Here is a 25936-nt window from a genome sequence, read left to right as displayed (position 1 = left end):
CCCCTTTTACATGACATGAGAATGTCCCGGCAGCCAAGTACGTCTGCCGGACATCACAATTAATGAGACAATTTTATCCCTTTTAACGCATGCAATATGACGTGAGCCGCAGCTCTGCTCGTCATATCGCGAAAATCGAGTGTGGGATCGACTTCCACAATTTCAATCCCTGCAATATTGGCTTCTTGTGCTAAAAACCTGACGGCCTGAAGCAGTTCTTCGGTATACAAGCCTCCAGGTCCGATCGCAGGGCAGCCAGGCGCATGGGCTTGATCCAACACATCCATATCAACCGATATAAAAACGGAATCCGCTCTTTTTTGAACAGCCGGCAAGATCTCTTGAATGGTTTGGACAAGCCCTTTATCGCGAATCATCTCCATCGTGTGTACATCCGCCTGATGCGCTTTTACATATTCTTCATATGCAAAGCTGTTGCTGAATTCTCTGATCCCAAGCTGGATCAGGTTTTGGCCGTTAATGACTTTCTCATCTAACAGGCGCCGGAATGGCGTGCCGTTTGTCGGCCCTCCGTCCTCGGTGTTGCGGACGTCGTGGTGGGCGTCGAATTGAAAGACCGCTGTCGTTCCTTTCGTTTGTGCAATGGCTTTTACGGTGGAATAGCTGATCGAATTGTCGCCGCCAAGCACAAACGGCACCCAATCAGGCTGATCCGTCAGAAGGTCATGTATGGTGTGATAAATTTGCTCGTGCGATTTCACAATATCCGTGACATGAATATCAATATCGCCCATATCATATAGATGATCTGTGACATGATCCCGAAGCTCTGCGGAATAAGCAGATATACCGCCCAGCGCACGGCGTATCGCGCCGGGGGCAAAGCATGCGCCGGAATGGCTGATGGATGATTTAGAGAGGGGGACGCCGATCAAGGCCGGCCCTTTGATCGTTTGCCCCGTCCATGTCTCCGTCAGATCGCCCACTTTTGTCACATGGCGGTCTTTGAAAAGAGAGCCGGCCTTTTTGAGAAATGGATATTTATCCAAGAACCGCTCCCTCCCTTGTAACAACTGTCTTTCCGTCCTTTATGACCCGGTACACGTGGTTGACGCCGTAGTGATACGGAATATACATGTAATTCGGCGCTTCCCAGATGACGAGATCAGCCGAACGGCCGGCTTTAAGCTGTCCGGCTTCTTCTCCTTTACCGATGGCGTAAGCGGCATTAACGGTTACGGCATGCCAAATTTCTTCAGCGGTCATTTTTAAATGAAGCGCGGCGATCGACATGATCAGCTGGAGGTTTTCCGTCGGTGAACTTCCCGGATTAAAGTCGGTTGCCAAGCTGACCCGCACCCCCGCATCAATCATCTCTCTCGCTCTGGCATACGTGTGTTTTCCAAGATAGAAAGTCGTGCCCGGCAATAAGACGGCGATCGTTCCTGATGCAGCAAGCTGTTGAATGCCTTCATCCGATGCCCCCACTAAATGATCGGCCGAGACAGCGTGTAATTCAGCGGCCAATTCCGCGCCGCCGAGCGGATCAATTTCATCTGCGTGGATTTTCAGCCCGAAACCCGCTTCGGCCGCTTTCTTTAAGTACCTTCGTGATTGGCTGACTGTAAAGACGCCCGTCTCTGTGAAAATATCTGCAAATTGGGCGAGTTGTTTCTCTTTGATTTCAGGCAAAAGGGCGATCATACGGTTCAGAAACTCATCAGGGCTGTCCCGGTCTTCAGGAGGAATCGCATGCGCCCCCATAAAGGTGGAGACAAGGTCAATCGGCTGGCGTTCCTGAAGTTTCTTAGCCGTGATCAGCTGTTTCAGTTCCGTTTCTTTGTCGAGTCCGTACCCGCTTTTCACTTCAGCTGTCGTGATGCCGTATGACAGCATGCGCCCGAGGTGAAAAAGCCCTTTTTCGATCAATTCTTCCTCGGAAGCTGCTTTCGTTTCTTTCACCGTGGACAAAATGCCGCCGCCTTGCGCTAAGATATCCAAGTAAGAAATGCCTTGGAGTTTCAGATTTAATTCTTTTTCACGTGATCCGCCAAATACAAGATGGGTATGGGGATCGACGAGGCCGGGGGTGACCAGCCTTCCCCCGCAGTCGATCATGTCATCGGCCTCATATTCCGCTTCAGCCCCTTTTTTTCCGGCGAAGACAATGCGCTGATCGTGAATGCCGACAACGGCATCTTCTATGATATGAAGATCCTGCATGCTTTTGCCTGCGCGCGGGCCGCTAGATTCCATCGTCAAAAGCTGGCCGATATTGGTGAGAATCGTATCAATTTGTTTCGGCATGTTACCGCTCCTTTTTCATCGGTATCAAAATGTCCTGTTCTTCCGCGACTTGCGATGCTTTTTCATATCCGGCGTCGGCATGGCGGATAATGCCCATTCCCGGATCGCTTGTCAGAACGCGGGCGAGCCGTTCTTCGGCAAGGTCACTGCCGTCAGCGACTGCGACCATACCGGCGTGGAGAGAGTAACCCATGCCGACGCCGCCGCCATGGTGAAAGGACACCCAGCTTGCGCCTGAGGCCGTGTTGACAAGCGCATTCAGCACGGCCCAATCGCCGACCGCGTCACTGCCGTCTTTCATCGCTTCGGTTTCCCGGTTCGGAGAGGCGACAGACCCGCAGTCCAAATGGTCTCTTCCAATGACAATCGGTGCTTTCAGCTCACCGTTTCTGACCAATTCGTTGATGGCGAGGCCCATCTTTTCCCGTTCTCCGTAGCCGAGCCAGCAGATACGTGACGGCAAGCCTTGGAATGTAACTTTTTTCTGCGCCATGTCAATCCAGCGGTGAAGGGCTTTATTTTCCGGAAAAAGTTCTTTTAATAACGCATCCGTGCGGTAAATATCTTCCGGATCACCGGAGAGAGCGGCCCAGCGGAACGGGCCTTTGCCCTCGCAGAATAATGGACGGATGTAGGCAGGGACAAAGCCCGGAAAATCAAATGCTTCGGCGAGGCCTTCGTCTTTGGCAACCTGGCGGATATTGTTGCCGTAATCAAAGACAATCGACCCTTTTTCCTGAAATGCGATCATAGCTTCTACATGCTTTTTCATACTTTGCTTGGAAAGGCTCACGTATAGGTCCGGATGATCATGGCGTAAGCGATCTGCCTCTTTGAGCGAATAGCCTGCCGGGATATAACCGATTAATGGGTCATGGGCCGATGTCTGATCAGTTACGATGTCAATGCTGACCCCGCGGTTCAGAAGCTCATGATGCACCTCTGCTGCGTTGCCGAGAAGGGCGATCGATAAAGGCTCTCCGGCTTGTTTGGCGGATTCGGCCCAGCGCAGGGCTTCATCAATTGACGACGTTTTACGGTCGCAATAGTTTGTTTCAATCCGTTTATCAATCCGCTTCTCATCCACCTCCACGGCAATGACGACGCCATCATTCATCGTTACAGACAGCGGCTGGGCGCCCCCCATTCCGCCAAGTCCGGCCGTCAGCGTCAGGGTTCCCTTCAGACTGCCGCCGAAATGCTGTCTCGCAAGCTCAGCGAAGGTTTCATACGTCCCCTGCAAGATGCCTTGAGAGCCGATATAAATCCAGCTGCCGGCCGTCATTTGCCCATACATCATCAAGCCTTTTTTCTCAAGCTCGTGAAAGTGCTCCCAATCTGCCCATTTCGGCACAAGAACTGAATTGGCTAAAAGAACGCGGGGCGCGCGGTCATGCGTGCGGAATAATCCGACCGGTTTCCCGGATTGGATAAGCAGCGTTTCATCATTTTTCAACGTTTTGAGAGAGCGTTCAATGGCGTGAAAAGCCTCCCAGTTTCGCGCGGCCTTGCCTATTCCGCCGTACACAATCAGGTCCTCCGGCTTCTCCGCGACCTCCGGATCGAGGTTATTTCGAAGCATGCGAAGCACGGCTTCCTGCTCCCACCCTAAGCATTCAAGCTCAGTGCCCCGGTTGGCGCGGATTGATTTTTTAACGTCAGTCATCTGTTCGTCCCCCTTAATTTGTCATCAGTTTTTGGTGATGCTGATCCGGCAGAAAGGATTCCTTCTTCAGCCATTCATTCAGATGTTCGATGTCGTAGGAAAAAACACGGTCCTCTTGAATGGACGGCACGATTTTTCTCATTTCATGAAACAGCTGTTTCGTGTAAGTGGATGCGTTTTCTATGCCCCGGTATTCCACCGCCTGAAGCGCACAAATGGCTTCAATGGCAAGCACCCTCCTCGTATTCGCGATCACTTGATAGGCGTGCCTTGAAGCGATGGTTCCCATGCTGACGTGGTCCTCTTGGTTGGCCGATGACGGAATGGAATCCACACTTGCGGGATGGGCCAGCGTTTTATTTTCCGACACGAGGGAGGCTGCCGCATACTGCATAATCATCGCTCCGGACTGCAAGCCGGGCTGAGGGCTTAAAAAGGGCGGCAGGTCATTCAGCTGCGGATTCACAAGCCGTTCGATACGGCGCTCGGAAATATTCGCAAGCTCGGCTGCTGCGATTTTCAGAAAATCCATGGCAAAGGCGATCGGCTGTCCGTGAAAGTTTCCGCCTGAAATGATTTTGCTGCCGTCATGAAAAATGAGCGGATTATCTGTCGCTGCATTCATCTCAATTTCTAATTTTTCCTTCACGTATGCTAACGTCTGCCAGGACGCGCCGTGAACTTGCGGAATACAGCGGATCGAGTAAGCGTCTTGGACCCGCAGTTCGCCTTGGACAGTCGTCAGTTTGCTGTCTGACAGGTAATAGCGGATTCGTTCTGCGACATCCTTTTGTTCCTGATAGCCGCGGGCGGCATGGATGTCTTCATCAAACGCGTCCATAATGCCCTGAAGGCCTTCAATCGTTAAGCCAGCAATCCGTTCCGATTGAAAAGCCAGCTTTTCTGCTTCAATGTAAGCGATAAGCCCCATCGCAGTCATGGCCTGCGTCCCGTTGATCAGCGCCAGCCCTTCTTTAGAGGTCAGTACGACCGGCTCAATTTTTGCTTTTTCTAAAGCGGCCATCGTCGGCATCCGGGTGCCTTCAAAAAAGACTTCGCCTTGCCCGATCAGCGCCAGCGCGAGGTGAGAAAGCGGTGCTAAGTCCCCGCTTGCCCCCAGTGATCCCTGCTGGGGAATGACGGGGTGGATGCGTTTATTTAAATACGTGAGCAATTGGTCAATCAGCTCAGCGCGCACACCGGAAAAGCCTTTTAGCAGGGCATTGGCGCGCAAAAGCAGCATGGCCCGCGACACAGACTCAGGAAAAGGATCACCGACGCCGCATGCGTGGGAGAGAATTAAATTCAGCTGCAGGGCCGCGGCGTCCTCTTTTTGAATCAGAACATCGCTGAATTTGCCGAACCCTGTTGTTATGCCATAGATGGTCTTTTCTTCTTGAACCATCCGTTCCACTGCCGCCCGGCTTTTTTTCACGCGCTCCATGCTTTCTGCGGAAGCCGCAGCTTCTTCAAAATCAAACAGCACACGCTGGGCGTCTGCGGTTGTCAGTGAGGAACCGTCTAACGTTACCATCATTTCAACCCCTTTTTTCTTTACTTTGATAAAGCGCCCATGCAAAAAGGGGCTATGCCATGAAAATTAATTTTCACGCATAGCCCCCTATCGTCTAAGATCTATGGGCTGTTTCATATGTGATTAATTCCTACTCCGAATGTTTCATGCTCAAGCCCCTTAATCGGAGCTCCGATCGTTCCGTAAAGTGCAACGGCAATCCAATCGCCCTCGGCTTCACTCTCATAAGGATTCCCTCTCAATACGGCAAATCTGAGGCCGACCGTCCGAAGCAGCGAGCCAAGCAGCATTTCGCCCCGGGTCACCCCGTGCAAGGCCTCCATTGTCGCATGATACAGCGCATGTGATTCCCGATACCCCTCTGATTGAATCACTCCGCCTTTTTTGGAAGCGGTTTCAATTGCGGCTACCACTTTATGCGCATCCATTGAACCTACCTTGCCGAGACAGACTTTCCAGCCGTCACGCTCCAGCCGGCTGATCTGCTGGCTTTCTTCAGACTCATGAAGCAGAAGAAGGACGGACAATCGCCCGATACGGCGGTCTTTGTGTAAGGTCATATATGCTTCACTCGATTCTTAAATATTCTGATAACTAGTAACTGTTTTTTATATTAAGTGTTTATGCATCAGAAGTCAAAACTTTTTTTCCAGCCTTTCACAAATCAGTTTGCTATTGCGGTGCAGTGATAAATCAGGAATCTGGCAGCATTTTTTCACATACTCCCGCTGCCCGCGTCATAAAATGGAACGTTGTCTTGATAGCATTTTATTAAAGAGGAGAGCGAGGAGATTTCCGTAAATGAAAACCAGCTTCTTTCGCGTGTGCCTAATTACAGCAGCGGTCATCGGGTTTACCCTGCCGCAGGCAAAAGCCCGGCATCCGGTATTCTCAGAAGTCAGCGTCCATGATCCGTCCGTCATCAAAACGGGAGATACGTATTATGTATTCGGCTCGCATTTGGCTTCCGCCAAATCAAAGAACCTGATGCAGTGGCAGCAAATTTCGACAAGCGTCAATAACAACAACCCGCTGATTCCGAACGTCTATACAGAATTAAAAGAAACCTTCGACTGGGCCCAGTCTGATACATTATGGGCGCCGGACGTCGTTAAGCTTTCGGACGGCAAGTTTTATATGTACTACAACGCCTGTAAAGGAGATTCGCCAAGATCCGCTCTCGGCGTCGCCGTGAGTGACAGCATAGAAGGCCCCTACAAAAATAAAGGCGTCTTTCTGAAATCAGGTATGGACGGAAAAAGCGAAGATGGCACGACATACAATGCAGCCATCCATCCGAACGTCGTCGACCCGCAAACGTTTTTTGATAAAGACGGCAAGCTCTGGATGGTATACGGCTCCTACTCAGGCGGCATTTTCATCTTAGAAATGAATCCGAAAACCGGTTTTCCGCTCCCGAACCAAGGCTACGGGAAAAAACTGCTCGGGGGAAACCACAGCCGGATCGAAGGCCCGTACATCAGCTACAATCCAGAAACGAAATACTACTATCTGTATCTGTCATTCGGAGGTCTTGATGCCGCAGGCGGCTACAACATACGCGTAACCCGCTCCAAAAACCCGGACGGCCCGTACTATGACGCCGCAGGCCATGACATGCTCAACGCCAAAGGAAAGGACGGCACCTTCTTCGACGACAAAGTAATCGAACCGTACGGCGTCAAACTCATGGGCAGTTACAACTTCGCAGCACAAACCGAAAAGGGCACAGGCTACGTCTCACCGGGGCACAACTCCGTTTTCTACGACGATAAATCAAAACGCACCTATCGGATTTTCCACACCCGTTTCCCGAACAGAGGCGAAGAGCACGAAGTCAGAGTTCACCAGCTGTACATGAACAAAGACGGCTGGCCGCTCGCCGCCCCTTACCGCTATACAGGAGAATCACTGGAAACCGTATCAAAAGCAGCAGCTGCCGGAACCTACAAACTCATCCAGCACGGAAAAGACATCACAGCAACAATCAAAACCCCAAAAACCATCCGCCTCAACACAAACGACACCATTTCCGGGGAAATGAGCGGAACATGGACAAAAACCGGGGACTACAAAGCAAAGATTATACTTAACGGTGTGAGCTATGACGGGGTGTTTGTGAAGGAGTGGGATTCTGTGAGGGAGAAGGATGTGATGACGTTTAGTGTGTTGAGTGGTGATGAGGAGGCTGTTTGGGGTGTGAAGTGACTTGTATATTTAGAACCCTCTATTTACAGGAGGGTTTATTTAGATTTATCACGCCTTTTTGAAAACAATGCGTTAATTTTGCGTCTGAGCAAATTAAAAAATAGGATTTAAAAGTCAAAACGGTGAAATAACTGTTCATATAATATTAAATGATAGAAGTAGTAGGGGTGATTTTCTATTTCACTAATAAATGGGAATGAGCCACTCGGAGTGATTGCGGTGGATGGTGTGGCATACCATCACTCTGAAGATCAAAAAAAAACGAGATAAAATAAAAAACTCAATTCTAAATAAATCAGGTATCCCCTGAAAACGGAGAAGCTGACAGTTTTCAACTAATTTTGCAAGGTAAAGACTTATAAAATAACAAGAAGGATGGAGGACATGAGAGAACGCCCTTAAAATTCCCTAAATCTTTATCTGTGTTTTTTTTGCCGTGTTCCTTTTTACATGTCATTGGTCAGTCCGAAACAAAAACAAATTGCTCCATAAATTAATGGTTTGATTGAAATAAAGAAGTTCGGGCATGAGGAGGAAGAAGAGCCTGACGCTGTTAAATTTAGAAACATTAGGTGAGACTGTCCGATTTAATTGAATGCGTGTCTTTAAAATTGAATAAAAAAGTTTATTTTTAAAGTTTAAAAGAGAGTTACCTTCTTTTCTCGGTAACTCTCTTTAGTTATAAGTTCATTACACATATTGAAAAATAAGAACATTTGTTCTATAATGTTGTTAGTTTATCTACACTTCTCTGTTTTGAGATCAAAAAGTCAGAAACAAGGAGAGATCGATGACTTTTTTTATTTTTTTATTTTGTTCTTTTATCTCCATAGTCGGCTTTAAGTTTAAGATAATATTTTTAAAATTTTCCTCTAAGCTTGTTGTTTTATCAATTTTTATATCAATTGATTCTCTAAATGCTGATTTCCATGTATTGAAGCAAAGTTCCTCTAAATCTTCTTCTGGGTTATTCAATATCTGTTTTATGAGATTTTGATGTTTAATAAAAGTATTTAGTATTTTGGGATATTCAATTGGGTCATTAGGTAAAATTTTTATTTTTCCTCCAGCTGAAAAACTATCCCTTAAGGAGGTGCTATATACAAAATGTCTTGTGATCATATTCGCTCCGACTTCAGAATAATCAGCAATCCTCTGGAATAAGTCATGAGGGTACAGTATAAAGGATTCAGCTAAAATTTTAGATTTTTCTAGCCTATTTAATTTTTTAAAGTTAACAGGTTTTAATTGTATTTCTTCTCCTTTGGTTATATACCATTTATCCTGAGGATCATCTTTGGTGAATTTATTGAAATAATCTTTTATAAATTCATTTTTTTCTGAGACGCTTTTAACTCTGAATTTTAAATATGTATCTGCAGAATTAAGGGCTGTAAAAAGGTCGGTATGTGATTCATTCATATTGATTGCAAACCTAGGTGAATGAGTGACCTCTATTTTTTTAATACTAGCGCTATAAGTTGAGAATTTCACCTCACAATTAGAAATACATTCTTTAGCCTTAGGTTTTCTGCCGAATAGGATATATATTTCTTTATACGATAAATTATCCTCTTCCTCCTTGTTTGAATGAGTTTCAAATACGCTGTTTCCTTTTGAGTACCAATTACCTGAACTGGAAAATTTAATTTCTAAGCCGAATAAGGTGCCGTCGTCAAATTCAATTCTAAAATCGGGAAAAGAATGAACTCCGTTATGCTTTATACTTTTAATTTTTAGTTCTGCTGGTAATTCTTTAATCAGTTTAAATACGTAATTTTCAAAAGTTTCTCCTGAATTTACATCTTTGAATATGCAATTATCGGTTTCAATTCTGGCTTTTAATAGTGTTAATAGCCGTTCCATCACGTTTAATCCCCCTTGAAAATAAAACTGGTGGCTTTTCAAGACTAATTATACTATATTAATAAATGGAGGTGGCTTATATGTCAGCAAATACTTTTTATAAAAAAAGCCCTCTTGAAGTGAATACTAAAGCACTTACATTAAGAGATAAAGGAAAGATTAAAGTTGTGTCACTCTTCAGTGGGTGTGGAGGAATGGATCTCGGCTTTACAGGTGGATTTCATTTCATGGGAGAGAAATATGAGGAAAACCCCTTTGAAATTGTTTTTTCTAATGATATCTTTTCCGCTGCTATGAAAGTTTATGAACATAATTTCGGACATATAGGTATAGAAGAAAGCATTGCAGATATTGATTTAAATATAATTCCTAAAGCAGATGTAGTTATTGGCGGTTTCCCGTGTCAAGACTTTAGCCTTGCGGGGAAAAGAAAGGGGTTAACCAGTGAGCGTGGAAGACTTTATGAGCACATGATTAGAGTGATAAAGCATTGTGACGCTAAAATGTTTGTAGCGGAAAACGTAGATGGCATTCGAACAAATAAAGCTCATGCTAATGTTGACTCCACTGCTTTAGATACTATTTTACAAGACTTCGAAAAAGCAGGTTACAATGTCCAATATAAGGTGTTAAATGCGGCTGATTATGGTGTCCCACAAACAAGGAAAAGGGTTATTATTTTTGGGGTCAGAAAGGATATTTCCTCGAATATATTTTATCCAGAACCATCGCATAGTGAAGAGGGATTATTGAGAAGAGCGTGGGTAACCGCCAAGGAAGCAATAGATGACTTATGGAGTAAAATAGATGATCCCTATATTCTAAATCATACATCTAAGGATTATTCGAAGGCAAAATTTTATCCTGGGAAAAAGATGCAGGGAAATAACAGGATTGCTGCTGATAAACCTGCTGGAACGATAAGAGCAGAGCATCATGGCAACATAGAAGCTCACTATAGAACACATAATATAGAAGATGAGAATGATATGGAGGGATGGAGAAGATTGTCTATACGAGAATGCGCAAGGCTTCAATCTTTTCCTGATGATTTTAATTTTATAGTATCTGCTTCAAGCGCATATAAAATGATTGGAAATGCGGTACCTCCAGTTATGGGGTGGCATATCGCCAGAGCAGCTTACTATACTTTAATGGAAGAAGAATATATCGGAAGTATATCGAGATCTAGAGTAACCACCTATTAATAAATAGGTGGTTTTTTGTTTTTCATAAAAGGTAATAATATTCTTAAGAAGGAGGGAGAGAGATGGATAATATAACAAAAGAAAAAAGAAGCAATGTTATGAGAGCTGTAAAATCAAAAAATACAAAGATTGAACAGAGAGTATGTAAAGAAATTTGGAAGAAAGGGATAAGGTTTAGAAAAAATGTGAAAGATTTAAAAGGAAAGCCGGATATCTCTATAAAAAAGTATAAAATCGTAATTTTTATAGATTCTTGTTTTTGGCACGGGTGTTCTTTGCATGGAAGGACTCCAAAATCAAATGTGGATTTTTGGGCTAATAAAATCAATAAAAACATAAAAAGAGATGCTGAAGTTAATGAATACTATAATAAAATAGGGTGGAATATATATCGTATTTGGGAACATGAGTTAAATCCTAAAAACTTTAACGAAACGATGATAGTGCTGGAAGAATGGATTTTACATGTGAAAAGGAAATATAAAAACTAGATTATAAAAAGCCATAATATAATTTAAATCATTTCATGAGTCTGATGATTTCCAAGCAGTTTAAGCCAAATTATCTGAAACAGGAATATCCATTTCAAAACTTCAGTATATTCTTTTGGAGTGACAGGCTGAATGTGATGTTGTGATGGATAAGGTTTTTGCTGTTGTTAATTTCCTCTTGGAAGCCTTTGTGGTTAATCATCATATTCTCTTTTTTTTTTATATCAATGCTTCCACTTTATCACTGCTTTTACCAAAAGGTAATAATGTAATACTGGAATAGAAGAGATACAGTTATTGAATCGCTTGAGGAAGAAAAACTGAACGATACATTCAGCATGCTGAAAACGCAGCTCCCTTCTTCGGAACAGTCTCCGATGACAGTGATGCTTGAAAAGCTGAACAAACATCATCATCAGACTGGCGGGGAGTTGAAGAAAAACGCTCAAAACGATCAGATTGAACAAGATATTGGCTGCCAGCGGAAGCACCCTGACCGTCCTCCAAAAAGAAGCCGCCGCTCATCCGAGGGTTGATGGAGACATCCGCATCATCCATGATAAACTATATAATCATAAAGGCTTAAGAGCCATTGATACCATTGAAGTCATCGACGAAACCACAAGTGACACCGCCAGTATCGACTACATCGGCGGCAAATACCATGTCTATGAAAACGGCCAAATCGTAAGAGAATTCCGCACAGGCGGCAAAAAGAAACTCGAAATCGTCTCACGGATTCCAGATAACAAGATCGGCGGAGCGAAGGAGCTTGATACCTATTTTGCCGGGACACCTTATGAGGTATTGGAGTGGATTTATCCGGCCGGACTTGTGAGAAATTTGGCAAAGCATACGGTGAAGCGGCTGGCGGAGAAGGGTGTTACAGGGGAAGCTAAAAAGATATTTAAGAAAAATGATGGAATTTCTCAATTTGGAGAGAACGGTTGGATTTAGGGAAAAACGGAGGAGTTGTAAATAATAGACGTTACTCCCAACATGCTCTGGAGAGAATGGCGCCGAACAGGCCTGAAGTGAGGGCAGAGTTATTTAGCAGGGCAACAAAAAAGGCAAAAGAAATTGGGTTTAGACCACAGACAATAGAATATAAAATTTTATCAATAAATATATTGATCCCAGGAATATTCCGCCTTCAGTGATAGAGGACGCTATAAAAAATAATAAAGCAATACCAGGAAATAAGCCTGGAACGTTCGTTCATTCAACAAAGGATGTTCAAGTAGTGCTGAATGCTTCTGGCGATGTTATAACTGTAATTCCAAAATAAGAATATATTTAGAAGGTGACCTAATTTGTTTATAAAATATGATGAGCTTGAGTTATTAGAGCTGTTTTTGAGTGATCCAGTAAGCATAGCAGATAATCCAGATGCTGGAGAATTAATATATTCTATTAAAGATACTAAAGGTTTTAAATTGATCTTATTAGTTGATGTATATAAAATGGAATGCGATTTAAGCCTAACTTATGATGAACGAATCGTTTTTAATTCAAAGTTGAAAAATGTTACACAATTAAAGAAGGTAAACAATAATATGATCATTTATATCAAGGATGAAGAAAAAATAAAGGTAAAATTCGCAGATCAATTGGGTATAATTTTGTTGTGAGTTTGCCAATTCAGGTGAAAATGAAATAGTTCTATCATAATTGGAAGTTGTAAAGTGTTAAATTAGATACAAGGTAAGAATCAAACGTTTTATCAGGATGAAACAAGGCATTTCAAAGCCTATAAGAAGGTTAAAGAAGAGAACAAAAAATTAGTTAACGTGTTTAATGATTTTTTATAAAGAGAAAAACTATCTATTAAAAGAGTAGATTTACCGTTAGAGGCTTGATTAGTTAAATACTAATCAAGTGTTCTCTTTTTTAAGTTATTGTGATATATGGCGTATATGTAAAAAAACATTCTCATACGTATATGAATCACAAAAACACAACAATTTTCAAAATGAAAGCGTTGACATTCTAAAAACCCAGTGCTAAAGTATACCTACAAACCAATAACAATCAACTATAGGATTGTTACTGCAACAGCAGGCAAAACCTAAATTGTTCAGATAGGGGAGCACCCCCGTGATCTGCGCAGTTTAGGTTTTTTTTATACCCTTTTGTTGGAGGTGATGCGTATTTTCATAAAAAAAGCCGGAGAAAGGCGGCCACCTTTCGTCCGGCAGTTCCCCCCATTTCTAAGGAGGTATACTCATGGACTATCATAAAATATCGAAAGAGATATTACAACTTGTGGGCGGCGAGGAGAATGTTCAAAGCGTCATCCACTGTATGACACGGCTTCGTTTTAACTTGTATGACAATGCGAAAGCCGATCGGAGCGGTTTGGAGCAGACGGAAGGCGTCATGGGGACAAATATCAGCGGCGGGCAATTTCAAATCATTATTGGAAATCATGTGCCGAAGGTGTATCAAGCGCTTTTGGAAAACAGCAGGCTCAGTGATGAAAGCGCAAACGGAGCTGCAAAGCAGAAGAAAAATGTGCTGAGTGCCATTTTTGATGTGATTTCCGGCGTATTTACGCCGATTCTGCCGGCCATTGCCGGGGCGGGGCTGATTAAAGGGCTTGTCGCGTTAGCGTTGACATTCGGCTGGATGTCGGATAAGAGCCAGACGTACAGTATTCTTACGGTTGTCGGCGACGGGGCGTTCTACTTCCTGCCTTTACTGCTTGCGGTGAGTGCGGCGAGAAAATTCGGCAGTAACCCGTACGTGGCGGCTGCGGCGGCAGGGGCGATCCTGCACCCCGATTTGACGGCATTGCTCGGTTCAGGGAAAAGCATCTCCTTTATAGGGCTTCCTGTAACCGCTGCCACTTACTCTTCCACGGTCATTCCGATTTTATTGGCGATTTGGATGATGTCTTATGTGGAGAAATGGATTGACCGGATCACTCCGGCTTCTCTTAAGCTGATTGTGGTTCCGATGCTTACGCTGGTGATTGTCGTGCCAGCGACGTTAATCACGGTCGGTCCTTTAGGCGCGATTCTCGGGGATTATCTGTCTGTCGGCGTGAATTATTTATTCGATCACGCGGGCATTGTTGCGATGATTCTGCTTGCCGGTACATTCTCACTGATCATTATGACGGGCATGCATTATGCATTGGTGCCGATCATGATCAATAACATTGCGCAAAACGGCCATGATTATATTCTTCCTGCGATGTTCTTGGCGAATATGGGGCAGGCCGGCGCGTCATTTGCGGTTTTCGTAAAATCGAAAAACAAAAAATTTAAATCATTGGCATTTACGACAAGCATTACGGCGTTAATGGGCATCACCGAACCGGCGATGTACGGTGTGAACATGAGATTAAAAAAACCGTTTATGGCTGCTTTGATCGGCGGGGCGGCAGGCGGAGCCTTTTACGGCGTTACGGGCGTCGCCTCCTACATTGTCGGCGGAAACGCCGGTCTTCCGAGTATTCCGGTCTTCATCGGCCCGACGTTTATTTACGCGCTGATCGGGCTTGTCATTTCATTTGCGGCAGGTGTGATTGCGGCATTTATCATCGGATTTGAAGATGTTCAGCCAGAAGAAAATCAACGCGTCAAAGCGTCTGACGAACCGGACATGACGGTTGGCGGTGAAATCATTCACAGTCCGATTAAAGGAGAAGTCAAAGCGTTAAGCGAAGTGAACGACAGCGTGTTTTCCGGTGAAATTATGGGGAAAGGGTTTGCGATCCTTCCTGAAGAAGGCTCGGCCGTTTCTCCGGTGCAGGGGCAGATCACAACCGTATTTAAAACAAAGCACGCCATCGGCATTACGAGCGAACGGGGAGCGGAAGTGCTGATTCACATCGGGCTGGATACAGTCCAGCTGGACGGCCGGTATTTTGACGTGCATGTAAAAGAGGGCGATAAGGTCGCACCCGGAGATATGCTGATCACCTTTGATATCGAACAAATCGAAGCGGCCGGATACGATCTGACGACGCCGGTCATCATTACCAACACAGATCAATATTCATTTACAGCTGTGAAGGAAAGCGGCATGGTCAAGCCGACCGAAGCGCTTTTAGCGTTATCCTGAAGAAGAGGTGAAAAAACATGAAAAGATTTCCAGAAGGTTTTTTATGGGGCGGCGCAGTTGCCGCCAACCAGGTTGAAGGAGCATACAGACAAGGCGGCAAAGGGCTTTCTACGGCGGATGTCTCTCCTGACGGCATCATGTCTCCGTTTCATGAATCAGATGATGCGCTGAATTTATATCATGACGGAATTGATTTTTATCATCGCTATAAAGAGGATATCGCGCTGTTTGCTGAAATGGGCTTTAAAGCCTTCCGCACCTCTATTGCGTGGACGCGGATTTTTCCGAACGGCGATGAGGAAGAGCCGAACGAAGAAGGTCTGCAATTTTATGATCGTCTCTTTGATGAATTGAAAAAATACAATATTGAACCTGTCGTTACGATTTCTCACTATGAAATGCCGCTCGGCCTCGTGAAAAACTACGGCGGCTGGAGAAACCGTAAAATCGTGGATTTCTATGAGCGTTACGCTCGCGCCGTTTTCAGCCGCTATCAAGACAAAGTGAAATATTGGATGACATTTAATGAAATCAATGTCGTTCTTCACGCTCCGTTCACAGGCGGCGGTCTTGTGTTCCAAGAAGGAGAAAATAAACAAAACACGATGTACCAAGCGGCGCACCATCAATTTGTGGCAAGCGCGCTGGCGGTAAAAGCGGGGCATGAGATCATCCCTGATGCAAAGATCGGCTGCATGATCGCCGCGACGACAACATATCCAATGACGCCAAAGCCGGAAGATGTCCTGGCAGCCCTGCAAAAAGAGCGAAGCACGCTTTTCTTCTCTGATGTGCAGGCGAGAGGAAGCTATCCGGGTTATATGAAGCGTTTCTTTAAAGAAAACGGAATTACGATCGAGATGAAGAACGGAGACGAGGCGCTGCTGAAAGAACATACGGTGGATTACATCGGCTTCAGCTACTACATGTCAATGACCGCAAGCACAGACCCAGAGCATCTCGCGCAATCTGAGGGGAATCTTCTCGGCGGCGTGAAAAATCCGCATTTGACATCATCTGAATGGGGCTGGCAGATTGATCCGAAAGGCTTGCGCATCACCCTGAACACGCTGTATGACCGTTATCAGAAACCGCTGTTCATCGTAGAAAACGGTCTCGGCGCAGTGGATCAGCCGGAGGAAGACGGAAGCATTCAGGATGATTACCGGATCAATTATCTGCGTGACCATTTAATAGAAGCAAGAGAAGCAATCGCCGACGGCGTCGACTTAATCGGTTACACGTCATGGGGGCCGATTGACCTCGTCAGCGCATCAACCGCAGAAATGAAAAAACGCTACGGCTACATCTATGTCGATCGGGACAATGACGGAAAAGGCACTTTTGAACGGAAGAAAAAGAAAAGCTTCCACTGGTACAAAGACGTCATTTCCACAAATGGAGAAAGTCTGTAAACAGAAACAGGCCGCCTGTTAAACGGGCGGCTTTTCTTAGTGTTCTGCGGGAGACCAACAAAATTGACAATCGGAAAAAAGAGGAGGACAATAAAAGCAGAAAGGCGGGATTCATATGTTTAAAAAAATACTTGCAGCAGTTGACGGCTCAGAAATGAGCAGCAAAGCGCTGGACGCAGCTATTCATTTAGCAAAAGAACAGCAGGCTGAACTCACCATCCTCTATGCAGGGAGGGAGGCCGTTGTCTCAACCTCAGCCTTAACCGGAATTGTATATGTTCCTGAAAACTTCATTGAAGATATCAAGCATGAAGTCGAACAAAAAGGAACAGCTATTTTGGAAGATGCAAAACAGAAAGCGGCTGAAAGCGGAGTAGAGGCTCAAGGCTTGTATGTCCAAGGTGAGCCTGCGCATCAAATTTTAAACATAGCGAAAGAACAGCATTTCAATCTGATTGTCGTCGGAAGCCGCGGAATCAGCGGATTTAAAGAAATGATGCTCGGAAGCGTGAGCCACAAGGTCTCACAACTGTCTCCTTGTCCTGTATTGATCGTTCATTAAAAAAAGCCCTGCCTCGGCGGGGCTTTTTTTATGAAATGCTAAAAATAGGATGATTTCTTCCCCCAGTTCCAGTACAATGGACTGAAAATCATTATCTGAATAAACAGTTAACGATATGATATATGGAGGAAGAATATACGTATGCAGCAGAAGCTTGTACAATCTAAACAAACATCAACCGCCGTGATCAAGATGGTTATCTCCATGGTGATTTTCGGATCAATCGGTTTTTTCTCAGAACACACAAATGTGCCGTCGTTTGAACTTGTCTTCGTCAGGTGTCTCTGCGCCACATTATTTTTAGGGATTTGCTGGTTTGCAACGGGGCAGTATCGTACCGAAAAGTGGAGCCGGAGAGAGGTCCTTCAAACGCTGGCCTGCGGTTTTTTTCTCGTGTTTAATTGGGTGTTTTTATTCAAATCATTTGAAGAAACGTCTGTGACGATTGCGATTTCTGTTTATCATTTGGCCCCGGTGCTTGTCCTTCTCCTCGGAAGCGTCATATACCGGGAAAAACTGCGTGTCATGTCTGTCGCCTCGATTGTGATTTGCTTTCTGGGCACCGCGCTGATCTCCGGCATCAGCGGGAATACGTCGCTGGCTCAGCTGATGGGCTCGGGAATCATTTGGGCCGTTTTGGCCGCGCTTTTTTACGCCTTTACGACATTGCTCGGGAAAGGCATCAACAGCCTCAGCCCTTATGCCGTCACCTTTTTGCAGACGGGACTGGGGATTGTCATCTTGCTTCCGTTTATCCATTTTGGATCGTTTTCCCATTTGTCGTACAGTAACTGGATCATGATTGTGTCTACCGGGATCATTCATACCGGGATTGTGTATTTGCTGTTTTTTGACAGCCTGCGTTTTTTGTCCACCCGATTTATTTCAATCATCGTTTTTCTCGATCCGGCTGTGGCGATTGTGCTGGATACCGTGTTTACCGGCTTTCGTCCCGATCTCTATCAATCACTTGGCATTGTCATGATTTTTGCGGGTATGGCGCTGACGCTTGTAAAGAAACAAAAATCTGTTAAGACAGAAAGCACCCATATGTAAGGCGGCCAAGATGGCTGCCTTTTCTATGTGTTTTGGGGCTTTTCAGCTATCTAGTCAACTGACAGAAAAGAAGACAAACAGATCATGGAAAAAACGGATGGTAATTGTATAATATTTCTTATGTTTACAATTTGAGAGATTAAAGGGGCTGTATTGAATGATAAGAAAGGCGCGTCAACTCGTTTTTGGCATTACCCTCGGGCTTGTGCTCTGTCTGGCAATCTCATATTCCGCTCCAAAGCAGGCAAAAGCAGCGGCAAGCTATCCGGATGTTATGCAGGGGCTTACCGGTTTTGCGGGAAATGCGAAGGATCATAACGGAAAATCAAAATCTGCCGTATCAGGAGGCCAAGGCGGTTCCGTCGTATACGTCAGCAATCTCAATGATTTGAAAAACAATGCGGGCGGCACTGACCGCAAAACCATCGTCATTACAGGTGACATCTCCTCCTCAGGAAAAGCCGTTGTGACAGTCGGCGCCAATAAAACCATCGTCGGCTCTTACACCAGCCACAGACTCACCAATATTTACTTAACAACGGGCTCAAACTCTAACAACGTGATTTTTAAAAACCTCATCATCAGCCATAATGCCGCCATTAAAGGCAACAACGACATCCCAATGTACATAGCGAACGGGCAGAATTACTGGATTGACCACGTTTGGTTTGAAGGGCACAGCGATAATCCGAATAACCACGATGATTTAGGAAAGCTTCTTTACGTCGGAGCAAAAGCGGATTTTGTCACCCTTTCTAACTCTAAATTCACGGATCACCTTTACGGGGTTATTCTCGGATATCCGAACGATGATAACGAAGGCCGGAATTACATCGGATACCCGCATATGACGATCACCAATAACTGCTTTAATAATGTTTATGTCCGCTCACCGGGACTGATGAGATACGGCTATTTTCATGCTAAAAACAATTATATTACCAATTTCAATTTAGGCTTTACCATTCATACAAACGCAACCGTTTATTCAGAAGCCAACTATTTTGGCAATGGAAATGAAAAAGGCGGAATGATAGATGACTACGGCACGGCGCAGTTTACCGATATCGGCTCATTCCCGGCTCTGAAAGCGCCAAAATCACCTCTCACCAGCTGGAACCCGAAAACAAATTACAGCTACAGAACGCTATCATCACAGGATGCCAAAAATTACGCCCAATCCTACGCCGGAGCGCAAAATTCAACTTTGCGCTATCCGTAATACGAGAAAACCGCCGCCAATATGCGGCGGTTTTTTTGTGTGAGTAAAAGTATATATATTCCTCCTATCCTTAAAATAACCTTAAATACCTAGAAATATATTGATAAAGGATTTCAGCGAGATTACTATTATTAAGTCTATGTTACAAAAGAAGGAGGAGGACATATGAAAATGGGAAAAAAGAACAAGTGGAAAAGCTGGTTAGCAGGCACTCTTGCGGCGGCTTTATTAATTTCGATCGCACCTGCCGATGTATTTGCGGCAGAAACGCGTGAAAATGACAAGCAAGAGAAAGCCGCCGTTCCGGCCGCAGACCCGGAAAAAGATCTTCCGGCGGAAAAATCAGACGAACAGCTGCCGTTTGATAAGAAAGATATCAACAAAGACGGTGAAATCACGTCTGAAAGAACTGAACATTCAAAGCTTTTCTATGAGGGAGACGGTGTGTATAAGCAGGAAGTCTACACAGAGCCCATTCATACAAAAGAAACCGCGAATGCGGACTGGGAAGAAGTCTCCCCTGAATTAAAAACCGGTTCAAAGGAAGTCGAGACGGAAAATACAGTGTTGCATTCCGATTTTCTGAAACAAATGAAGAACGGATTGTACGCTACATTTGAACACGATGATCATAAGCTCGCATACTCATTAACTGGCGCAAAAGGCCCCGATCAGGCTGCAATTACTCCGACAGATGCCTCAGCAAAAGTGAAGGAAAACAGTAACGAGCTTACGTATCAGCAAGTATTTCCTGACATTGACTTACAAACCTACACATTCAACGAAAATATCAAAGAAGATCTCGTCCTTCACAAATATGAAGGATATAACTCATTTACGTTTCAAATCAAAACCGATTTACAAGCAAAAGAACAGGAAGACGGCTCCATCGCGTTTTCTGATGACAAAGAAAAAGTCATCTATAACGTGCCGAAGCCCTTTATGACCGATTCCAATCTAGACGAGAAGTCCGGCGAGGTCAGCCGGTCAGATGATGTCAGCTTCAAACTTGAGAAAAACAACGAGGGCTACTTGCTCCACGTAATGGCCGATGAAAAATGGCTGAAAGATCCTGAGCGGGTCTATCCGGTATCTATTGACCCGTCGACATCTGTATCCGTGTCATCAGATACCTTTGTCATGAGCGCTTACCCGACGACAAACTACTCCGCCGCCTCACAGAAATGGGACGCCGGATTAAAAGCGTACGTGCTGAAAACGGGCTATTATGATGGCACAACGGGAACAAACTATGCGTTTATGAAGTTTGATAATCTAAAGCCGATTAAAAATATGACGGTTACAAAAGCAACGCTCAAAGCATACACAGCCCATTCATATTACGGTTCAAAAGCGACCGGGCTTTGGCTTGATACCGTAAACAGCAATTACGACAATGCCAAGGTCACGTGGAAAAACAAACCGGGCTCCAAAAACATCGGCAAAGCCGAGGTCTACAAAGGCCAATGGGCAAGCTACGATGTCACATCCGCAGTCAAGTCGTGGAACAGCGGCGGAGCGAATTACGGCTTTAAGCTCCACGCAAACGGCAACGGAAAAGAGTATTGGAAAAAGCTGATGTCCTCAGCTAACTCCGACAAAAAACCATACATCGAAGTCACATATACGATTCCGAAGGCGGACACACCGTCTGTCAAAGCGTATCACAACGGTGATTCGAGCGGATTTTTCAATATCAGCTGGAAAAAAGCCGAAGGCGCCAAAAGCTATAAAGTCTGGCTTTATAACGGAAAAGAATATCAAGCCATTTCTGTCGGCAATGTGACCTCTTGGAGCACAAAGGGGAAAAACATCTGGCCCGCAAAAGCGGAAATCGACTCAGGAAAATTCAAGCTGCATACAGACGGCAAAGGCGGAAGCGAATTGGCGCTTGACCCGTCACCGGTGTATAAAAATTCCGGAGGCAGCTATCCGGCAAGCAAAAACTATTGGGTCGCGGTCAGCGCGGTGTTTGACCAAGGAGAAGGCGCAATGTCAGCGGCCGCAAAGCCCGTCATCCCGAATGTGGGCAGAGCTCAGAAACCAACCACAAAAGGCTTTAATAACAATAACGCCACAGGCTACTTTGATCTTTCCTGGAAAGCCGTATCAGGCGCTGCGGGGTATAAAATTCAGGTCTACAACGGTAAAGGCTTTGAAACCCTTGACCTCGGAAATAAAACATCCTGGTCGACAAAAGACCAAAAGATCTGGCCGACAAAAGCGGAAATCAGCGCCGGAAAATACGCGCTTCACCTGAAAGACAATAACGGTGCGGAATTGCCGATTAACCCGGGTCCCGTTTATAAAAACGCCGGGGGAGATGCCAACCGGAAAACCTACGCGTTTAAAGTCATTGCCTATAACAAAGACGGAGAAGCGATTTCGTCACCTGAAGCAAGTCCGGCGCTGCCTGATATCGCAAAGCCGAAAAACCTGACGGGTTATGTCTATACGAATACAAAATCAAGCCAAACAGGCTATGTCAATCTCATATGGGACAAAGTCAAAAACGCCAAAGGCTATAAAATCAATATCTATAACGGGAAAGACTATCAATCATTCGATGTCGGCGACACCGATCATTGGACGACCCAAAACAAAAACATCTGGCCGTCATCCGATGAGATAAAAGCAGGCAAATATCAGCTTCACACAGACGGAAAAGGCGGAGAGCTGGCGCTTGATCCTTCGCCTGTTTATGCGAACGCAAACGGCAATTACAAAGGGAAGAAGAACTATTCCTTTACACTTACCGCTTATGACGCAAACGGTGACACCGTTCCGACCGCACCTTTTAATCCGACATTTCACGAAGGCGCGGAATTTCTCGGAACGGAAGATTTCTGGTCTATCATTGACATTCCGGACGGGCAGCTGAACGGCGCCACGGGGAATGCCATCGTCAATGAAGAAGACATGTCAATCGACGGACGCGGACCGGGGCTTGGCTTGTCGCGGACCTATAACAGCCTTGACAGCTCTGACCATATGTTCGGCCAAGGGTGGTATGCTGATGCGGAAACGTCCATTCTTTCTGAAAACGGAAGAGCCATCTATATTGATGAAGATGCGACAACCCATGTATTCACAAAGAAATCAGACGGCACCTACCAGCCGCCGACAGGCGTTTATCTCGAGTTAACCGAAACAAGCGATCAATTTGTATTAAAAACAAAGGACCAAACGAATGCGTATTTCAGCAAAAAAGGCGGCAAGCTTCAAAAGGTTGTTGACGGACACAACAATACGACCGAATACCAGTACAATGACAAAAATCAGCTGACATCCATAACAGACGCATCAGGACGCAAGCTGACCTTTGAATACGATGAAAACGGCCATGTCACATCTCTTACAGGGCCGAAAAACAAAAAGATTTCGTATTCATATGAAAAAGACTTTCTGAAAAAAGTGACAGATACTGACGGCAGCGTCACGAGCTATGATTATGATGACGAAGGACGCCTCGTCAAGCAGTATTCCGCAAACAGCACAGATGATAAACCGCTGTTCACTGAATATCAATACAGCGGCCACCGCCTTGAAAAAGCCATCAATGCAAAAAAAGAAACGTACGTTTACAGCTATGATGCTGACAAAAAAACGCTGATGATGACGCAGCCGAACGGCCGCAAGGTGCAGTACGGCTATAACGAGGCAGGCAACCCGATTCAGGTGATCGATGACGCCGAAGGGTTGAAAATCACGACCAACACCGTATACGAAGGCAACAACGTTATTCAGGACACCGATCCGAACGATGCCGGTACAGGCAAAGCGACAGAAAGCTATCAATATGATAAAGACGGCAACGTCACAGCTGTAAAAGACGCCTACGGCACCGAAACGTATGAATACAACAAAAACAATGACGTCACGAAAATGAAGGATACCGAGGGGAACGTCACGGATATTGCCTATGACGGGCTTGATGCCGTTTCTGAAACGGATCAAAGCGGAAAATCCTCGTCCGCTGCTGTTTATGATAAATACGGAAACGTCATTCAATCAAGCAAAGAGCTGGCGGCATCAGCGAGCTTACTGACAGATGGCAGTTTTGAAGGGGCGAAGCTTGGCTGGAACCTCACCGCAACAAGGGACAGCGGAAAAATCGCGGCGGTAAACGAAAGAAGCGGCGCGCTGTCAGGGCAAAAAGCGCTGGAAATTACATCTCAATCCGCTTCTGCCGGAACGGAGCACGGCCATGCGTCCGCAACACAGGAAGTACAGCTTGAACCGAATACAACATATACACTCAGCGGCCAGATCAAAACAGATCTGACGAAAGCAAGAGCCTATTTTAACATTGATCTGCGTGACAAAGACCAAAAACGCATTCAATGGATTCACAACGAATCCAGCGCATTAGCCGGAAAGAATGACTGGACGAAACGGCAAATCACCTTTACAACACCGGCCAATGCAGGAAAAGCCGTCATCTATATGGAAGTGGATCATAACGACAAGGACGGCAAAGGAAAAGCTTGGTTTGATCAGGTTCAGCTGGAAAAAGGCGAAGTATCGTCAAGCTATAACCCGGTTCAAAACAGCAGTTTCACTGCCAAAACAGACAGCTGGAGCGCAAGCGGAGCCGCCGCAGATTCGGATGAAGGCTTCGATGACGACGTCTCATTAAAAGCGTCCCGCACAAATACATCACAAGCCAATGCGGCCGCAAAACAAACCGTCACATTAGGCCAAAGCGCAGACGATAAACCGGTATATATCACGCTGACAGGGATGTCCAAGGCTGACGGCGTCAAATTGACAAATGAAAATGATTACTCGCTTCAAGCCAATGTCACTTATGCGGACGGCACGACAGGGGTATACAGCGCCAAATTCCCGCAGGGGACACAGGAATGGAACCGCGCAGCGGCAGTCATTCCGAAAACAAAGCCGATCAGCAAAATCGACATCAGCATTCTGTTCCAAAAAAGCGCGACAGGAACGGCATGGTTTGATGATATCCGATTAATCGAAGGAAGCATCTTAACGAAAAGCACCTATGACGAAAAAGGAAACTATGTCACAAAAGAAGAAGACGAACTAGGCTACGCCAGCACAACGGCATATGATGAGACAGGCAAGAAAACGTCTGAAACCGACGCGAAAGGCGAAACAACCGCCTACGAATACGATCAGGCAGACCAGCTGACAAAGCTGTCCCTGTCAAACGGCACATCCATCCTTCACAGCTATGACAAGGAAGGCCATGAGCTGACAAAAACGATACGGGCCGGCGCAGACCAGACCTATCAATATGAATATGACGTCATGGGCAAGCTCGTCAAAACAACCGACCCGCTCGGCAATGTACTGAAGAGTGAATATGACGCCAACAGCAACCTGACGAAAACCGTCTCCGCCAACGGCAATGAAGTCTCATTGACCTATGACGGAACAGACCGGGTAAAGTCAAAATCATATAACGGCACTGAAAAGTACAACTTTGCGTATGACAAAAACGGCAATGAAACGTCTGTCGTCAATAAAGAACAAAATACAACGAAGAAACGCACATTTGACAACAAAAACCGCCTGACCGAATTAACCGACCGCGACGGCAGCCAGAGCTGGACGTATCCGGCTGATTCGGATAAGCTGAAAACTTTCTCATGGAGCCACGGCGGCCAAAAAGGAACAAACAGCTTTACGTACAACAAACTTGATCAAATGATTGAAATGAAAGACGGCACTTCAGCCTATACATTTGATTACGATGAAAACGGAAATGTGCAGACATTCATCAGCGGCAATGAAGTCGGCACGAGCTTCTCGTATGATGAGCGGAATCTCGTCAGCTCTCTTCATATCGGAGCGAAAAATGGCGGCAGCATCTTCCAAGAAAGCTATGAGTACGACGCCAACGGCAACCGCACGATCATCGACAGCTCAGCGGGCGGAAAGGTGCAATACGAATACGGCAAGCTCAACCAGCTCGTCAAAGAAACTCATGAAGACGGCACCGTCATTCAATACACGTACGACGGCTTCGGCAACCGGACAAACGTCACCACAACAAAGGACGGCGCAAGCAAATCAGTCAACGCTTCCTTCAACATCATGAACCAGCTGACGAAGGTGAATGACGAAGAACTGTCCTACGATAAAAACGGCAACCGCACATCCGACGGAAAATACACGTACACATGGGACGCGGAAGACAACCTGACCGCCGTGACGAAAAAAGGCGAAGACAAGCCATTCGCAACATACAAATACGATGAAAAAGGCAACAGAATCCAAAAAACCGTCAACGGAAACGTCACGAACTACTTTTATGACGGAGACAGCCTGAATGTCCTGTATGAAACAGACGCAGACAACAACGTCACAAAATCGTACACGTACGGCGACAGCGGC

General features: G+C 45.5%; 18 protein-coding genes. 12 read left to right on the top strand and 6 right to left on the bottom strand.

All coding sequences use genetic code 11. From position 1 onward, the window contains the following. Positions 1 to 59: 59 nt before the first annotated feature. From hutG to hutP, 5 genes are all read right to left on the bottom strand, one after another. Positions 60 to 1010: a formimidoylglutamase gene (hutG, locus tag J7E26_RS13185; protein ID WP_214800191.1), complete on the bottom strand. Its 951-nt coding sequence runs from the start codon at positions 1008 to 1010 to the stop codon at positions 60 to 62. Then, complete coding sequence (hutI, locus tag J7E26_RS13180; RefSeq protein WP_214800190.1) at positions 1003 to 2268, bottom strand: imidazolonepropionase; 1266 nt, start codon at positions 2266 to 2268, stop codon at positions 1003 to 1005. The genes hutG and hutI overlap by 8 nt, the downstream gene beginning before the upstream one ends. A gap of 1 nt (position 2269) precedes the next feature. After that, entirely contained in the window at positions 2270 to 3934 is a 1665-nt protein-coding gene (gene hutU / locus J7E26_RS13175; RefSeq protein WP_214800189.1) for a urocanate hydratase, read from the bottom strand. A gap of 13 nt (positions 3935 to 3947) precedes the next feature. Beyond that, a complete protein-coding gene (gene hutH / locus J7E26_RS13170) occupies positions 3948 to 5468 on the bottom strand; it encodes a histidine ammonia-lyase (RefSeq protein ID WP_214800188.1) in 1521 nt (506 codons plus the stop codon). Positions 5469 to 5581: 113 nt separating this feature from the next. Next, the gene (hutP, locus tag J7E26_RS13165; protein ID WP_214800187.1) at positions 5582 to 6028 is read right to left on the bottom strand and encodes a histidine utilization transcription antiterminator HutP; all 447 of its coding nucleotides are present in this window, start codon (positions 6026 to 6028) and stop codon (positions 5582 to 5584) included. Positions 6029 to 6269: 241 nt separating this feature from the next. Between hutP and abnB the strand changes: the two genes are divergently transcribed. Continuing rightward, positions 6270 to 7676: an arabinan endo-1,5-alpha-L-arabinosidase AbnB gene (abnB, locus tag J7E26_RS13160; RefSeq protein WP_214800186.1), complete on the top strand. Its 1407-nt coding sequence runs from the start codon at positions 6270 to 6272 to the stop codon at positions 7674 to 7676. Between the two features lie 762 nt (positions 7677 to 8438). Here abnB and J7E26_RS13155 read toward each other — a convergent pair. After that, a complete protein-coding gene (locus tag J7E26_RS13155) occupies positions 8439 to 9545 on the bottom strand; it encodes a hypothetical protein (protein WP_214800185.1) in 1107 nt (368 codons plus the stop codon). A gap of 77 nt (positions 9546 to 9622) precedes the next feature. Here J7E26_RS13155 and J7E26_RS13150 point away from each other — a divergent pair, with 77 nt between their 5' ends. The 11 genes from J7E26_RS13150 to J7E26_RS13100 all read left to right on the top strand — a co-directional run. After that, positions 9623 to 10750, top strand: a complete 1128-nt coding sequence (locus J7E26_RS13150; protein WP_214800184.1) for a DNA cytosine methyltransferase — start codon at positions 9623 to 9625, stop codon at positions 10748 to 10750. Between the two features lie 62 nt (positions 10751 to 10812). Next, complete coding sequence (locus J7E26_RS13145; RefSeq protein WP_214800183.1) at positions 10813 to 11241, top strand: very short patch repair endonuclease; 429 nt, start codon at positions 10813 to 10815, stop codon at positions 11239 to 11241. 459 nt (positions 11242 to 11700) lie between these two features. Then, entirely contained in the window at positions 11701 to 12198 is a 498-nt protein-coding gene (locus J7E26_RS13140) for a hypothetical protein (protein ID WP_214800182.1), read from the top strand. Then, complete coding sequence (locus J7E26_RS13135; RefSeq protein WP_214800181.1) at positions 12189 to 12401, top strand: hypothetical protein; 213 nt, start codon at positions 12189 to 12191, stop codon at positions 12399 to 12401. Before J7E26_RS13140 ends, J7E26_RS13135 begins: the two co-directional genes overlap by 10 nt. 153 nt (positions 12402 to 12554) lie before the next feature. After that, positions 12555 to 12872: a hypothetical protein gene (locus J7E26_RS13130; RefSeq protein ID WP_214800180.1), complete on the top strand. Its 318-nt coding sequence runs from the start codon at positions 12555 to 12557 to the stop codon at positions 12870 to 12872. Between the two features lie 595 nt (positions 12873 to 13467). After that, positions 13468 to 15312 (top strand): beta-glucoside-specific PTS transporter subunit IIABC, encoded by a 1845-nt coding sequence (locus tag J7E26_RS13125; protein ID WP_214800179.1) that lies wholly within the window; start codon positions 13468 to 13470, stop codon positions 15310 to 15312. 17 nt (positions 15313 to 15329) lie between these two features. Next, the gene (gene bglH / locus J7E26_RS13120; RefSeq protein WP_214800178.1) at positions 15330 to 16727 is read left to right on the top strand and encodes an aryl-phospho-beta-d-glucosidase; all 1398 of its coding nucleotides are present in this window, start codon (positions 15330 to 15332) and stop codon (positions 16725 to 16727) included. 115 nt (positions 16728 to 16842) lie between these two features. Then, the gene (locus tag J7E26_RS13115; protein WP_214800177.1) at positions 16843 to 17289 is read left to right on the top strand and encodes a universal stress protein; all 447 of its coding nucleotides are present in this window, start codon (positions 16843 to 16845) and stop codon (positions 17287 to 17289) included. 141 nt (positions 17290 to 17430) lie between these two features. Then, entirely contained in the window at positions 17431 to 18345 is a 915-nt protein-coding gene (locus tag J7E26_RS13110) for a DMT family transporter (RefSeq protein WP_214813540.1), read from the top strand. A gap of 157 nt (positions 18346 to 18502) precedes the next feature. Beyond that, positions 18503 to 19567, top strand: coding sequence for a pectate lyase family protein (locus tag J7E26_RS13105; protein ID WP_214813536.1), 1065 nt, complete (start codon positions 18503 to 18505; stop codon positions 19565 to 19567). 165 nt (positions 19568 to 19732) lie between these two features. After that, on the top strand, positions 19733 to 25936 hold a 6204-nt coding region (locus J7E26_RS13100; protein WP_214813532.1), incomplete at its 3' end, for a DNRLRE domain-containing protein.

This window comes from Bacillus sp. ISL-51, assembly GCF_018613535.1.
Taxonomy (GTDB): Bacteria; Bacillota; Bacilli; order Bacillales; family Bacillaceae; genus Bacillus.
The sequence above is the reverse complement of the archived record's forward strand: the minus strand, read 5'-3'. Positions and strand labels throughout refer to the sequence as shown.

Excerpts from the sequence above, each read along its gene's own strand:
- hutI (WP_214800190.1), bottom strand. The coding sequence starts at position 2,268 with ATGCCGAAACAAATTGATACGATTCTCACCAATATCGGCCAGCTTTTG.
- hutU (WP_214800189.1), bottom strand. The coding sequence starts at position 3,934 with ATGACTGACGTTAAAAAATCAATCCGCGCCAACCGGGGCACTGAGCTT.
- hutH (WP_214800188.1), bottom strand. The coding sequence starts at position 5,468 with ATGGTAACGTTAGACGGTTCCTCACTGACAACCGCAGACGCCCAGCGT.
- hutP (WP_214800187.1), bottom strand. The coding sequence starts at position 6,028 with ATGACCTTACACAAAGACCGCCGTATCGGGCGATTGTCCGTCCTTCTT.
- abnB (WP_214800186.1), top strand. The coding sequence starts at position 6,270 with ATGAAAACCAGCTTCTTTCGCGTGTGCCTAATTACAGCAGCGGTCATC.
- J7E26_RS13150 (WP_214800184.1), top strand. The coding sequence starts at position 9,623 with ATGTCAGCAAATACTTTTTATAAAAAAAGCCCTCTTGAAGTGAATACT.
- J7E26_RS13145 (WP_214800183.1), top strand. The coding sequence starts at position 10,813 with ATGGATAATATAACAAAAGAAAAAAGAAGCAATGTTATGAGAGCTGTA.
- J7E26_RS13125 (WP_214800179.1), top strand. The coding sequence starts at position 13,468 with ATGGACTATCATAAAATATCGAAAGAGATATTACAACTTGTGGGCGGC.
- bglH (WP_214800178.1), top strand. The coding sequence starts at position 15,330 with ATGAAAAGATTTCCAGAAGGTTTTTTATGGGGCGGCGCAGTTGCCGCC.
- J7E26_RS13115 (WP_214800177.1), top strand. The coding sequence starts at position 16,843 with ATGTTTAAAAAAATACTTGCAGCAGTTGACGGCTCAGAAATGAGCAGC.
- J7E26_RS13110 (WP_214813540.1), top strand. The coding sequence starts at position 17,431 with ATGCAGCAGAAGCTTGTACAATCTAAACAAACATCAACCGCCGTGATC.
- J7E26_RS13105 (WP_214813536.1), top strand. The coding sequence starts at position 18,503 with ATGATAAGAAAGGCGCGTCAACTCGTTTTTGGCATTACCCTCGGGCTT.